We start from the raw sequence: 13,614 nt of genomic DNA on the forward strand, positions 1-13,614 counted from the left end.
GCAACGCCTGACCCCCGGGTCGTCGGGGCTACGCCCCTCGACCCGGGGCTAAAAAGCGGGCACCCCTGTCGGGGTGCATCGTTCACCACTCTTCACAATGAGTGGAGTGGCTCCTGTAACGCTTAAATGCGTTACCCCTGGAGAATCGGGGACAGTCTGTCGTCCAAATTTGCTAAAGATTGGTAAGTTTGTGGATGATGGGAAGGGTGGAGCCTTCGCACGATCAATCAATGGACTATATACAACTTCGGCAATGAAAGATTTCTTCAAAATGGTAGGCGCATCCTGTCTGGGATTTGTGCTGGCCAATGTGGTAGTCATCATCCTCTCGATGCTCATCCTCGGGGCGATGATCGGCGGTATCACCGACCTGATCAAGAGCAATAAGACCAAAACAGAGGTGTCCCTCTCCTCCGGCAGTGTCCTGCTGCTCGACCCTATAGGCGAGATCGCAGACACCTCCGCGGACGACGCCTTCACCTCGATCCGCTCCCTGGGTGGAGACAATAGCAAGAAGAGCTACACTCTCCCTGAGATCGTCGGTGCGATCGAGGAGGCGCGGTCCAATGCGAAGGTGGATGCCATCGTGCTGAGACTGGACAAGTGTTTCATGAGCTTTGACACCGCACAGGCGATCCGTGACGCACTGCTGCGCTTCAAGGAGGGTGGCAAGCCGATCTACGCTTATGGTAAGGCTTTTACCCTCGGCAATTACTACATCTCCTCCGTGGCGGATAAGGTCTACGCCGGTCCGGAGGCAATGATGGCGCTGTCGGGTCTGAGCTCGCAGATCCCCTTCTACACCGGTCTCCTGCAGAAGCTCGGGGTGAAGTTTCAGATCTTCAAGGTCGGTACTTTCAAGAGCGCCGTGGAGCCCTATATGCTCGACCACATGAGTGAGGCCAATAGGCTGCAGACGCAGACTTTCTTAGACGGTCTCTGGCAGGGTACGGTGAGCGAGATGGCTGCCTCGCGCGGGATCGATGAGTCGGTCTTCCACCGCTACGCTGATGAGGGACTCTTCATGAGCCGCATCGATACCGCCTTAGTGTATGGGCTGGTCGACTCGCTCGTCTACGAGACCGACATCGAGCAGGTACTTGCCTCCAAGATCTACGACGATGAGGATGAGGACGAACTGGACGAGGTGCGGGCAGACCTGGTACTCAATGCGCGCAAGCCGGTGAAGTCTGTGAATAAGATCGCCGTCGTCTACGCCGAGGGCAATATCGTGGATGGTCGTCCGGCGAGTGACAACCCCTTTGCCACTCAGTCCAAGCTGATCGACCAGCGTATCGCCGACAAGCTCCACGAGCTTGCCGATGACGACGACATCAATGCCGTGGTGCTGAGAGTCAACTCCGGTGGCGGCTCCGCCTCTCAGTCGGAGCTGATCTGCCGCGAGGTGATCCGGCTCAAGGAGCAGAAGCCGATCGTCGTCTCTATGGGCGGTATGGCTGCCTCGGGTGGGTACTACATCTCGTCCAATGCGAGCGAGATCATTGCCGGGCCCTACACGCTGACCGGTTCGATCGGCATCTTCGGCATGTTCCCCACCTTCAAGGGTACAGCGGACAAGCTGGCACTCACCTTTGACACCGTGAAGACGAATAATATGTCAGACTTCGGTGACCCCATGCGCGAGATGCGCCCCGAGGAGCAGGCACTGATGCAGAAGTATGTGGAGGAGGGGTATGACCAGTTCCTCACCCGCGTCTCGGAGGGGCGCGAGATGACGAAGGCGCAGGTCGACTCGATCGGTCAGGGTCGGGTATGGCTCGGACAGGACGCCCTTCGTCTCGGACTTGTCGACAAGCTCGGTACCCTTGATACGGCGATCCGGGAGGCTGCCCGACTCGCCGACCTGGACGACTACAAGGTGGTTGATATGGTGGAGAAGGAGGACTTCTGGTCGTCCCTCTTCGGTACCAGCATAGAGACTCGCCTGCGGATGATGACCGCCAGCCGGGAGGATCGACTGATGGAGTACGCCGCCCGGATGCTGGACAGCCAGATGGGTGTCCGCGCTCAGGTGCCGTACGAGCTGCAGGAGGGCCTCTGGATGAGCAAGCCCCGGGAGAGCAGTCTCGTGCCGGCTCTGCTGCGGTAAGGATAAGGATAAGCGTCACTCGTCGTGAGGATCGGAAGCCACAATATCCTACTCAAGGTTCCCGCCCTGCTCTATGGGTGGGGCGTAGGGGTGCGCAACTTCCTCTACGATGAGGGTATGCTCAAGGGGTACAAGTCCTCCATCCCCGTCATCTGCATAGGCAACGTCGCTGTCGGGGGGACAGGCAAGACGCCGCATGTGGAGCGGGTGATCCGGATGCTTCGCGACGAGTATCGGATCGCCGTGCTGACTCGGGGCTATGGTCGGTCGGGCAAGGGACCTGTGGTGGTCTCGGCCACGGATGATGCCTCGAGGGTGGGAGACGAGCCGCTTCAGATCAAGCGGAAGTTTCCCGAAGTGATCGTCTACGTCGATGGTGATCGGAAGCGGGCGCTGCAGAGTCTGGAGCTGATGCCGGAGGAACTGCGCCCCGACGTGGTAGTGATGGATGACGGATTTCAGCACCGGGCGGTGATCCCTGCCTACAGCATCGTCCTCACCGCCTACGACCGTCCCTTCACGCGCGACAGCTACATGCCCTATGGTACGCTTCGTGACGATCCCTCCTCGGTGGATCGGGCGGAGTCGATCATCGTCACCCACACACCGGACGACTGCAAGCCGATCGACCTGAGGATGATGATGGGCGAGCTTCCGCTCAAGGACTACCAGGATGTCTACTTCAGTCGTCCCATCTATGGCGCCGTGACCCCCCTCTTTGACACTGATCAGCCTGCACCGCTCCCGACTTGCGAGTCACGTGTCTCCGCCGTTGCAGGTATTGCCGACCCGGACCACTTCTTCGACAAGGTGCGGGAGCTCTATCCGGAGACGGAGGAGCTGATCGTGTACGACGACCACCACAGCTACGACGAGGATGACCTGGAGGAGCTTAGGGAGCTGATCCGAGAGCCGGACTGCTTCCTCATCACTACGGAGAAGGATGGGATGCGGCTCCTGAGCCACGCCGACAGCCTTACGCCCGAGGAGCGCAGCCGGATTCTCTACCTCCCGATCGAGGTAAGTCTGTCGCCGAAGCAGGAGCGGCGGTTCCTGGAGCGGCTGCACCGGGCGATCAAGAATAACGGACTCCACCTCTGACCCCACTTTTATCCCATTTACCCATGTCTACGACCATTCGGATAGTGAATAAGAGCGGACACCCGCTCCCCACCCACGCCACAGCCGGATCTGCCGGGCTCGACCTCCGTGCCGCTCTCGAGGAGCCGGTGACGCTGGAGCCACTCGATCGCGCGCTGATCCCGACCGGGCTCTACTTCGCCATCCCGGCGGGGTACGAGGTACAGATACGCCCCCGCAGCGGACTTGCGATGAAGCACGGCATCACGGTGCTCAATACCCCCGGCACCATCGACAGCGACTACCGTGGAGAGATCCGCGTGGCGCTGATCAACCTCTCCCGTGAGCCCTTTACCATAGAGCCGGGAGAGCGGATCTGCCAGATGGTCCTCGCCCGCTATGAGCAGGTGGAGTGGGTCGAGACCGAGCAGCTGGACGATACTGACAGGGGCGAGGGCGGCTTTGGTCACACCGGTCGCAACTGACAGCGTAGGAGATAGTCGGGCGGTCTGGTACCCTTTTTGCATACCCAAGGATGCCGACCGCCCCTCTTGTGTGCGGTCACGTAAGAGACAATAGTATTTTATCGAGATATGAAGGAGAATAAGAAGCATAAGAAAGACCCCCACCAGGAAGATCCGGTGGAGCAGGTAGAGCAGCAGGAGACCCCTACAACCGACGAGGAAATGGCTGCTCCCGAGCCCAAGGGAGAGGAGGAGTCCAAGGTGGACGACCTGCTCGACAAGTACGCCGAGCTGCAGGACAGCTATCTGCGACTGAGGGCAGAGTTTGACAACTACAAGAAGCGCACCCTCCGCGAGAAGTCCGACCTCATGAAGTATGGCGCGGAGCGCACCGTGGTGACGATGCTCGACGTGCTGGACGACTTCGATCGCGCCGTCGAGAGCATGGATCAGGCGGCCGACGTCGATGCGGTGAAGGAGGGTGTCCTACTGGTGAGGGACAAGTTCATCAGCGCCCTCCGCTCCGAGGGCGTGCATGAGATGGAGGTACAGGGCGTCGACTTTGACCCCGAGCTGCATGAGGCTGTCGCCATGAGCGACGGCACGGAGGAGCAGAAGGGGAAGATCATCGACTGCGTCCTCAAGGGCTACGTGCTCAATGACAAGGTGATCCGCCATCCTAAAGTGGTGGTCGGCAAGTAAGAGATATGGCGACGAAGAGAGACTACTACGAGATACTGGGGCTCACCAAGGAGGCCTCGGCCGATGAAATCAAGAAGGCGTACCGGAAGACTGCCCTCAAGTACCATCCGGACCGCAATCCGGGCGACAAGAGTGCCGAGGAGAAGTTTAAGGAGGCCGCCGAGGCTTACAGCGTCCTGAGCGACCCGGAGAAGCGTCAGCGGTATGACCAGTTTGGTCACGCCGGTGTGGACGGTGCCGCCGGTGCGGGAGGCTTCGGTGGCGGAGGCATGTCGATGGAGGACATCTTCAGCCAGTTTGGCGATCTCTTCGGAGGCTTTGGCGGTTTTGGTGGCTTCGGAGGCTTTGGCGGAGGCGGCGGCAGCTACAGCCGTCAGATGCGCGGATCTGACCTGCGCATACGGGTTCACCTCACTCTGGACGAGGTGCTCAAAGGGACGACGAAGAAGCTTAAGATCAAGAAGCAGGTCCCCTGCGAGCACTGCCACGGCTCCGGCGCGGAGAGCCCGAGCGACGTCGTCACCTGCCCCACCTGTCAGGGATCGGGTACGGTGATCCGGACCCAGGAGTCCTTCTTCGGACAGATGCAGACTCAGAGCGTCTGTCCCACCTGCCACGGCACCGGCAAGGAGATCCGGAAGAAGTGCTCTCACTGCTCCGGTCAGGGGGTAAAGTCGGGCGAGGAGGTGCAGGAGATCCGCGTCCCCGCCGGCGTCGAGGATGGCATGCAGATGCGCATCCGAGGCGGTGGCAATGCGGGACCCAATGACGGCGTGAGCGGCGACCTGATCGTCGAGTTTGCCGTCCGCTCCGATGAGCGCTTTGTCCGCCACGGCAGCGACCTGCTCTACAGCCTTCTCCTGCCGATCGACGAGGCGATCCTCGGTGGCAAGGTGATCGTGCCGACCCTCGAGGGGGATGTCAAGGTGACGATCAAGCCGGGGACACAGCCGGGAGAGATCCTACGACTGCGCAATAAGGGACTGCCCTCCGTCGATGACGCCCGGAGGGGAGACGAACTGATCTCCATCCAGGTCCACATCCCCTCACGTCTCAGCGGCGACGACCGCAAGTTGGTGGAGCAGATGGCGACACGGTCGGCATTTCACCCCACGGAAGCGGACCGCAAGGCACACGCCTCCAAGCAGCGCAGCCGTATGGAGCTGTAAAGGGTCGCGAGACAAGTGTCAGAGAATCAGCTCCCGGACTAATACAGGTAATAGAAATTTCCCTCCCCTGTAAGGCATCAGCACATCAGGGCTGACGCACTTGAGCTCATCGTGAAGAGTAAGGACCGATGCGCCCCTGCGGGTGACCGCATACCATCTACTTACTGGCGCCCCACCATAATCCCAAGGATGAGGATCACTCGGCCGCGTGGCACCCCGGCAGGGGTGCTCGTTGTTTAGCCCGGATGTCGAGGGGCGCAGCCCCGAAGACTCCGGGTTACGATGGGGCTTTAACCCAGCGACCCCGCTAGGGTGTCGCACTGATTGCCTGACTGGTAAGTGCGACACCCTGGCGGGGTCGGATATCATTCCCGAGGTCGTCTTTCCCGGGGTCTTCGGCACTTCGTGCCTCGACACCCGGTCTAAACAACGATGATCCCTCCGGGGCTGCGCCCCTGCGGGATCAATAGGCGGAGAGGCGCTCAAAGAGTTGCTTTCTTCTCAGTTGTAAAGCTCAAATGCGCCACTCCGGATCAGCGCATAGGGGGGGCGATCCCTTTGGGGTCGGTAAGAGCAGCTCTCGCTGCACGATGAACGAAAAAAGGCGGGCACCCTCCACACCGGAGGATGCCCGCCTTTTTCTTTTATCCTAATAGAGAACTTACTTCTCGATCGCTGCGATGCCGGGAAGCGTCTTGCCCTCGATAGCCTCGATGAGTGCGCCGCCACCGGTGGAGACGTAGCTCACCTGGTCAGCGAGGTGGTACTTATTGATCGCCGCTACGGAGTCGCCACCGCCGACGAGGGAGTAGGCGCCGTCCTTCGTCGCCTCAGCAACCGCCTTAGCAACCGCCTCGGTGCCCTTGCCGAACTTGTCAAACTCGAAGACCCCCGCAGGACCATTCCAGAGGATTGTCTTAGACTGCAGGATCACCTCACGGAAGAGCTCGATCGTCTTGGGACCAATGTCCAGACCCTCGCGATCATCGGGGATGTCGTTGCAGGGGACGACCTTGCTGTCAGCATCGGGAGCGAAGTCTGTGGCTGCGACGCAGTCGGCGCCGAGTACGAGACGGACGCCATTCTTCTTGGCCGTCTCCTCGATCTCGCGCGCCACGTCGAGCTTATCCTCCTCTAAGAGAGACTTGCCGACCTTGCCGCCACGAGACTTCATAAAGGTGTAGGTCATGCCGCCCGTGAGGATCAGGTTGTCCACCTTGCCGAGGAGATTCATAATCACGTCGATCTTTGTGGATACCTTGGAGCCACCGAGGATGGCGGTGAAGGGGTGCTTGGCGTTATTCAGGATCTCATTGACCGCATTTACTTCCTTCTGCATCAGGTAGCCAAACATCTTGTGCTCCTCATCGAAGTAGTCGGCGATCAGCGCCGTGGAGGCGTGGGCGCGGTGAGCGGTACCGAAGGCGTCATTGACGTACACCTCGGCGAGGTCTGCCAGCTCCTTGACAAATCCCTTCTGGCTCGCCTTGACAGCCTTCTTGGCAGCTGCGGTCTCCTCCTCGGAGGCGTCCTTGGGGAGTCCCATCGGCTTGCCCTGCTCCTCAGCGTGGAAGCGAAGGTTCTCCAGGAGGAGCGCCTCGCCGTCCTTGAGCTCCATTGCCATCCGCTTCGTCTCCTCACCGACGCAGTCGGGAGCGAGCTTCAGGTCCACGCCGAGCAGCTCAGAGACGTGGGATAGGATGTTCTTCATGGAGAGCTTGGGGTCGGCGCCGGTCTTCGGGCGACCGAGGTGGGATGCGATGATGAGCCGACCGCCGTCACCGATGACCTTCTTGAGGGTGGGGAGGGCGGCACGGATGCGGGTGTCGTCCGTGATCTGGAGATTATCGTCCAGAGGGACGTTGAAGTCGACACGCACGAAGACGCGCTTACCGCCGAAGTTGTAGTCTTGGATCTTTGCCATAGCTATAGGGTTTATTAGTGTATTGATCTCTTTCTTACCCTACAAATTTAGTAATTTCTTGGGGAATAAAGGGAAGGGCTATCCTATCGTGAGGATTGTCCAAAGGTCGTGGTACATTTGTCCATGCTTCAGGAAATCATCGATAACTTCAATCATCTGGGCGCCTCCAGTACGCCCTTCTACTTCCTCATCAATTATCGGGGGGATAGCTGCTACATCGATCGTATTGACCGGTCGGGCGAGACGCCATTTTTCCTCTCCATAGAGGGTCGGGCGAATCGTCCGCCGGAGAGCCTGCCCTACGACGGCTCACCGGCACCGCTGACGCTGACCGCTCACCCTGAGAGCTATGACCGCTATGCGGAGCGCTTTGCCGTGATCCGAGAGGGGCAGCTGCGGGGGGACTCCTTCCTCGCCAATCTGACGCTCCGGACGGCAGTAGACTTCGCCGGAGACCCGCGTGAGCTGCTGAGCCGGGTGCGGACGAAGTACTGCGCCTGGCTGCCGGGGCACTTCCTCTGCTTCTCCCCGGAGATCTTTGTCCGGATCTCCTCCGACGGGGTGATCAGCTCGTATCCGATGAAGGGGACGATCGACGCCACGCTGCCGGATGCGGAGCAGAGGATACTCTCTGACCCTAAGGAGCAGGCTGAGTCGGCGACGATCGTCGACCTGATACGCAACGACCTCTCTTCGGTGGCGGAGCATGTGCGGGTGGAGCGGTACCGCTACATCGATCGCGTGGAGACGCGGGGCGGAGCGCTGCTGCAGGTCAGCTCGGAGGTGACGGGACAGCTGCCCTCGGGATGGCAGGGAGAGCTGGGCACCATCCTGAGCAAACTCCTGCCGGCGGGGTCGATTACCGGAGCACCTAAGGCTGCCACGCAGGCGCTGATCGCACGAGCGGAGCAGCATGAGCGGGGCTTCTATACCGGGATCTGTGGTTTCTTCGACGGAGAGAGTCTCGATACGGGCGTAATGATCCGCTTCATCGAGAGGGATGGCGAGCACCTCTACTACCACGCCGGCGGCGGCATCACGATCAATAGCGACTGCCGCAGTGAGTACGAGGAGGTGATCGAGAAGATCTACTTACCCCTATGACCTACTACATTGAGACCATAGGCGTGGAGGAGGGCGACCGGATGCCCCTGGCAATGTATCACCTCCGTCGGGTGAGCGAGACACTGTGCGGGGTGCCGCCCTTCCTCTCGTCTGAGGAGCAGCTGAGAGCGCTTCTCAGGGCAGCTCGACCGGAAGGGGCAGCCGCACCGCTCAAGATGCGCATCGTCTACTCCTCGGTCGGGATCGACGAGGTGACCGTGACCCCTTACACCTACGACATACGCACGGTCAGGAGACTGCAGCTCTACCGTGTGCCGGACGGCTATCGGTACGACCGTAAGTACCTCGACCGGACACTCCTTGACCGCATCGCCTCTTCGCTACCCGATCACGAGACGGTGGCTCTCCTGATCCGTGGAGATCGGGTCACCGACACCACCTTTACCAATATCTGTCTGCGGAGAGCAGGGCGGTGGGAGACCCCCGACCGCCCACTCCTGGAGGGGACTCGCCGGCGCTCCTACCTGGAGTCTGGTGAGATCAGTGCCGTTTCCGTGACGATAGACGATCTCCTCGCTGGACGCTGGAGCGAGATCTCGCTCATCAATGCCCTCAATCCCCTCGGTCGCCTGATCCTCCCGGTCACCGCTATACGTGGTCCCATCATCGAGGGGTGGTCATAGTGTGATAAAATGTGTACCTTAGGGGGCTGATCGAGGTATATTCGACCAGCCTGCAATAATCTATCTAACGTATATTTGAGCCATGGACTTGAATCCCACAGACATGAATACCGCTCCCCAAGACGAGGAGCAGAAGACCATCACCGGAGCAGAGGCAGAGCCGACCGGAGAGACCCAGACCACCGAGACCGTAGAGACAGAGGAGGCTGAGGTCCCCGAAGCTGAGCCTGCCACAGAGACGACCCCGACGGAGGAGAAGATCGTCACACCCGACGAGGGTGAGCCCGATGAGCAAGATGAGGAGGATGAGTCCGAGGAGAGCGAAGAGGGTACACGGAAGCCCCGTACCGATCTCTCCAAGCTCAGTGGCGACGAGCTCTATGAGGCGATCAATGCCATGGTCGAGGGTGGTACCGTCCCGACACAGCGCGATATGCGTCGTCTCGAGCGCCAGATGATGCCTAAGGGCGGCGTCACCCCTGCGCCTGCCGCTGAGGAAGGTGCCGAGACAGAGTCGACCCCTGAGGACGAGGCAGCGATCCGCTTCATCAACCTCAAGACCCGCGCACAGAAGCTCCGCAGCGAGCAGCGCGAGCAGGAACGGTCGGAGCGGGAGGCCAATCTTGCCGCCAAGAGACAGCTGGTCGAGCGACTGAGAGAGCTCCTCAGCCCCACCAATACGATGAATCCGATCACCCTTCGCAACGAATTCTTCAACATCCGTCACTCCTGGAGCGAGGTCGGTCGTGTCCCCGATAACGATCGCAACGCCCTGATGGACGAGTACTCCGGTCTCCTCGACCGTTTCTATGAGGAGAAGGAGATCGGCGAGGGAGAGCGGATCCAGGACTACGCCGACAACCGCGCTCAGAAGGAGGAGATCATCCGCAAGGCAAGGGCACTCAGCGAGGAGCCAGATGCGGTCAAGGCCTTCCGCAAGATGAAGGGTCTCCTCGATGAGTGGAAGGAGGTGGGACCCGTGGCACCCGAGTTTAAGGACAGCCTCTGGAAGGACTTCAAGGACGCCCAGCAGGTGGTCTATAAGCGTCACGACGACCACTTCAAGGCGATCCACGAGGACGAGAAGGCCAATTATGAGAAGAAGAAGGAGCTGGTAGAGACTCTCGAGAAGATGCTCGTCACCCTTCCCGACAGCCGTCAGGGCTGGCGGCGTTATGAGAACGAGCTGAAGAGGATCCACACCCAGTGGATGTCCATCGGTCGCGTCCCCAAGGACCTCTTCATCGAGCTCAGGAGCCGATACGACCTGGTGAGGGACGAGTTCTACATGCAGCGCAAGGCTTTCCTCAAGGAGCTCTCCGCAGAGATCACCCCCAAGCTGGAGCGTCTCCGCGAGCTGGTGGACGAGGCCGACGCACTCAAGGACAGCGAGGACTGGGGACCTACGACCGAGAAGCTCAAGGCTCTGCAGAGAGAGTGGACGGAGAACTCCCGCTTTGGCACTCAGGTGGGCGAGGCACAGCGTCTCTGGAAGCGCTTCCGCGCATCCTGCGACAAGTTCTTCGAGCGTAAGGCGGAGCTTCACAAGCAGCGCAATGCCGATCGTAAGGAAAACCTCCAGGCCAAGTACGATGTCGTCGATCGTCTCGAGGCGCTCCTCGACCGACGTAATGATCCCTCCATCGCTGACGAGGTGAAGGCGCTCGAGCAGGAGTGGCGCTCCATCGGACCGGTGCCCAATGACGAGAAGGACGATGTGCTCAATCGCTACTTTGGTGCCATGCGCATCCTCAATGGCAAGGGCGGTCGCCGAGGAGGCAACCGTCGTGATGGGGGCAATAGAGACCGCCGCGGGGGCAACCGCCGAGACGATCGCCAGAGGGAGCCGAAGTTCTCCAAGGTCAATCTCGATAAGGACCTCACCAAGCTCTCCAAGGACGACCTAAAGGACGAGCAGAAGAATGTGAAGCACGGCATCTCCAAGCTGGAGGACGAGCTCCTGCAGTTGGAGACCAATTTTGGATTCTTCTCCGGCGACCCCAGCAATCCCATGGTCAAGCATGTACAGAAGAAGATCGATGAGGTCAAGGCCAAGATCTCTCAGTACCAGGATCGCGTAGGAGAGATCAAGGAGGAGGTGAAGAAGCCCGAGGAGGAGACTCCGACCAAGGCACCTGCTGAGACTCCCGCCGAGACTCCCGCCGAGACTCCCGCCGAGACACCCGCCGAGACTCCTGCTGAGGAGAAGGCAGAGGAATAATCCCATCTAGACCCTATAAGCGGGGGCTGCATCCGATTAGGGTGCAGCCCCCGCTTTTTCTTCTCTGGCGGTGGGGTGCCTACTCACCAAGGTGTGACGAATTTAAGCTTTACATAAGTGATTCGACTCATCGTGAGAGCGAAGCACCCCGGCAGGGGTGCCCGTTTCTTAGCCACGCGGTCGAGGGGCGTAGCCCCGATGACCCGTGGATCAGGCATAGCAAGCGACCCCGCGACCCCGCCAGGGTGTCGCACTGATTGCCTGACTGGTAAGTGCCCCTCCCCCCTTCACCTCGACTGACGTTCCCCCTCACTTATCCGTGAGCTTCAGCGGTGCAAATATAGCACCCCCACCGAGAGGAGTTGTCTCACAGAGTCTTTATATGTCTCTTCCTGTCTCATCCTAAACAAAATTGCGTTTCCTGCGGTCTTCGTCATCCCTGCTTACTCCCCGAGGAGAGCCGCAGATACCTGACGCCTCAGCTCCTCATACTCCTCAGGGGTGAGCCGCCGGGAGAGGGAGACGGCGCTGTATCCCCCATAGTTCATTGCCCAGTTATTGACATTCCGCACCGAGCCAAAGCGCTCCACAAAGCTTCGCCCTTCGACTCCACTCTCCCCCTCTACAGCAGGGACTTGTTCCTCCGGCTGCGGTCTCTCATACGCTGCCAGTAGGGCAATCTCCCGCTCGTGAGATAGGATCTGCGCATGCTGCTCATCCGGCAGACGCTGCTGCACCTCCAGCGCCTCAGGCCAGAGACACTGCCGCCACAGCTCCTCGCGCAAGTCCTCCAGCACGCCGCGCTCCAGGAGTGAGCCCCTGCGGAGTGTGCCGAGGAGGAGGGACGTCTCTCTCCGGAGTTCGTCCGGCGAGAGCTTCGCACCGCTCAGCAGCTCCGCCCACTCCCTCAGCGGACCCCGCTCGCCCAGCTGGATCAGCTGCTCCACCGCCTTTGCCCGATCGGACCGGTATGCCGTAAGCGCCCATGCTGCCAGCCGCTTCGTCTCCGGCGGATACGAGTCAGCGGTCAGCACCTCAGTCAGATGAGAGCGGGCCGCAAGCGTATCCCCCTCCATACGAGCCAGCGAGTAGGCCATCGCCGGGTCGGGAGCAAGCTCCAGGAGTCTCCTCAGACGGACGGTGTCACCGAGGAGTGCCGCCGCCATCATCGCCTGACGTTTATCCTGCGACTCCAGCGCCACCTCAGGGTGTCCCGTCCTTAGCCCGATCCGCTCCAGGAGAAGGGTATCCCCCAGAGCGTCGGCGGTGCGGAAGAGTTTCTCCCCCTCCCCGGCAGGTAGAGATCTGAGCGGATAGAGCAGGAGCGGGTAGTCCGTCAGCTCCGCGGGACGATCCTCATGCGAGAGGTCGTCAAGGGAGCGCCGGAGATAGGTCCGGGCGTTGAGCCGCTCCACCCGGTCGAGTAGAGAGCAAGAGGAGAGAAGTAGGGGAAGGAGTAGAAGGAGCACGCCGCAGCTCCTTGCCCATCGGCTGAGAGGAGAGCAGAGGTCCACGGCGTACGATCTCACTGATTCATCACCACGCTGAGGCGGTGCGTTACCTCGTCAGCGACGCCGGCAGGGAAGTGGATCCCCCGCCGATGGATACTGGTCACCCAGCCGGGCACATCCGCATCCTGCAGCGTCCGGAGGACGTGGCGAAACTCCTGAGTCTCCATCTCAGTATAGAGGTCTGCTGCCCGACCGCGGAAGCGATCCAGCTCCTCATCCTCGTAGTAGAGGATCATCGGTCGCCGCTTGTCCGTGAGATCGATCGGTGTCGTGCAGCCGACCGAGCAGGAGAGACAGCCACCGCCACACTCAGCCGACACCGCCGCGTCGGGTGCCTCACCGCCATTTTGCCGGATCATACGCACCAGCCGCCGGATCAGGAGTCCGACAGCCACAGCCAGTATCAGTAGAGTAATGAGTGTAGACATATATTATAGGGTGTTTCTTATGCAAAGGTACCCATTTTACCGTAAGGTAGGGGGTAAAGGGAGTCGGACGATCCCGCAGGGGCGAAGCCCCGGATGGATCATCGATTTTTAGACCGGGTGTCGAGGCACGAAGTGCCGAAGACCCCGGGAAGAGGATCCCGTGAAAGATATACGACCCCGTCAGGGTGTCGCACTTACCAGTCAGGCAATGAGTGCGACACCCTAGCGGGGTCGCGGGATCGCACGCAATGCCGGAT

11 protein-coding genes are annotated in these 13,614 nt (G+C 60.4%); 8 read left to right on the forward strand and 3 right to left on the reverse strand.

The window, feature by feature from the left end:
- Positions 1–253: 253 nt before the first annotated feature.
- From sppA to dnaJ, 5 genes are all read left to right on the forward strand, one after another.
- Positions 254–2,110, forward strand: coding sequence for a signal peptide peptidase SppA (sppA, locus tag B088_RS03190; protein ID WP_025081987.1), 1,857 nt, complete (start codon positions 254–256; stop codon positions 2,108–2,110).
- A 24-nt stretch (positions 2,111–2,134) separates the two neighbouring features.
- Positions 2,135–3,211: a tetraacyldisaccharide 4'-kinase gene (gene lpxK / locus B088_RS03195; RefSeq protein ID WP_018106966.1), complete on the forward strand. Its 1,077-nt coding sequence runs from the start codon at positions 2,135–2,137 to the stop codon at positions 3,209–3,211.
- A gap of 23 nt (positions 3,212–3,234) precedes the next feature.
- Entirely contained in the window at positions 3,235–3,675 is a 441-nt protein-coding gene (gene dut / locus B088_RS03200) for a dUTP diphosphatase (RefSeq protein ID WP_018106967.1), read from the forward strand.
- A 108-nt stretch (positions 3,676–3,783) separates the two neighbouring features.
- The gene (locus B088_RS03205; RefSeq protein ID WP_018106968.1) at positions 3,784–4,356 is read left to right on the forward strand and encodes a nucleotide exchange factor GrpE; all 573 of its coding nucleotides are present in this window, start codon (positions 3,784–3,786) and stop codon (positions 4,354–4,356) included.
- Between the two features lie 5 nt (positions 4,357–4,361).
- Positions 4,362–5,525, forward strand: a complete 1,164-nt coding sequence (gene dnaJ / locus B088_RS03210; protein WP_018106969.1) for a molecular chaperone DnaJ — start codon at positions 4,362–4,364, stop codon at positions 5,523–5,525.
- A gap of 661 nt (positions 5,526–6,186) precedes the next feature.
- On the opposite strand, the gene B088_RS03215 is transcribed toward dnaJ, so the two are convergent.
- Positions 6,187–7,449, reverse strand: coding sequence for a phosphoglycerate kinase (locus B088_RS03215; RefSeq protein WP_018106970.1), 1,263 nt, complete (start codon positions 7,447–7,449; stop codon positions 6,187–6,189).
- 123 nt (positions 7,450–7,572) lie between these two features.
- Between B088_RS03215 and B088_RS03220 the strand changes: the two genes are divergently transcribed.
- The 3 genes from B088_RS03220 (at position 7,573) to B088_RS03230 (ending at position 11,418) form a co-directional block, all read left to right on the forward strand.
- On the forward strand, positions 7,573–8,553 hold the full coding sequence (locus B088_RS03220) for an aminodeoxychorismate synthase component I (RefSeq protein WP_018106971.1): 981 nt from the start codon (positions 7,573–7,575) through the stop codon (positions 8,551–8,553).
- On the forward strand, positions 8,550–9,197 hold the full coding sequence (locus B088_RS03225; RefSeq protein ID WP_018106972.1) for an aminotransferase class IV: 648 nt from the start codon (positions 8,550–8,552) through the stop codon (positions 9,195–9,197). The genes B088_RS03220 and B088_RS03225 overlap by 4 nt, the downstream gene beginning before the upstream one ends.
- Positions 9,198–9,279: 82 nt before the next feature.
- Positions 9,280–11,418, forward strand: coding sequence for a DUF349 domain-containing protein (locus B088_RS03230; RefSeq protein WP_018106973.1), 2,139 nt, complete (start codon positions 9,280–9,282; stop codon positions 11,416–11,418).
- A 443-nt stretch (positions 11,419–11,861) separates the two neighbouring features.
- Here B088_RS03230 and B088_RS03235 read toward each other — a convergent pair whose 3' ends face one another.
- Positions 11,862–12,947: a hypothetical protein gene (locus B088_RS03235; RefSeq protein WP_018106974.1), complete on the reverse strand. Its 1,086-nt coding sequence runs from the start codon at positions 12,945–12,947 to the stop codon at positions 11,862–11,864.
- Positions 12,944–13,357: a FeoB-associated Cys-rich membrane protein gene (locus B088_RS08285; protein ID WP_018106975.1), complete on the reverse strand. Its 414-nt coding sequence runs from the start codon at positions 13,355–13,357 to the stop codon at positions 12,944–12,946. The genes B088_RS03235 and B088_RS08285 overlap by 4 nt, the downstream gene beginning before the upstream one ends.
- Positions 13,358–13,614 lie beyond the last annotated feature (257 nt).

Origin of the sequence: Porphyromonas bennonis DSM 23058 = JCM 16335, assembly GCF_000375645.1 — a bacterium.
Classification (GTDB): Bacteria; Bacteroidota; Bacteroidia; order Bacteroidales; family Porphyromonadaceae; genus Porphyromonas_A; species Porphyromonas_A bennonis.

Bases quoted from the DNA above. Each gene is read 5' to 3' on its own strand.
- sppA (WP_025081987.1), top strand. From the start codon at position 254: ATGAAAGATTTCTTCAAAATGGTAGGCGCATCCTGTCTGGGATTTGTG.
- B088_RS03225 (WP_018106972.1), top strand. From the start codon at position 8,550: ATGACCTACTACATTGAGACCATAGGCGTGGAGGAGGGCGACCGGATG.
- B088_RS03205 (WP_018106968.1), top strand. From the start codon at position 3,784: ATGAAGGAGAATAAGAAGCATAAGAAAGACCCCCACCAGGAAGATCCG.
- B088_RS08285 (WP_018106975.1), bottom strand. From the start codon at position 13,357: ATGTCTACACTCATTACTCTACTGATACTGGCTGTGGCTGTCGGACTC.
- B088_RS03215 (WP_018106970.1), bottom strand. From the start codon at position 7,449: ATGGCAAAGATCCAAGACTACAACTTCGGCGGTAAGCGCGTCTTCGTG.
- dut (WP_018106967.1), top strand. From the start codon at position 3,235: ATGTCTACGACCATTCGGATAGTGAATAAGAGCGGACACCCGCTCCCC.
- B088_RS03220 (WP_018106971.1), top strand. From the start codon at position 7,573: ATGCTTCAGGAAATCATCGATAACTTCAATCATCTGGGCGCCTCCAGT.
- dnaJ (WP_018106969.1), top strand. From the start codon at position 4,362: ATGGCGACGAAGAGAGACTACTACGAGATACTGGGGCTCACCAAGGAG.
- B088_RS03230 (WP_018106973.1), top strand. From the start codon at position 9,280: ATGGACTTGAATCCCACAGACATGAATACCGCTCCCCAAGACGAGGAG.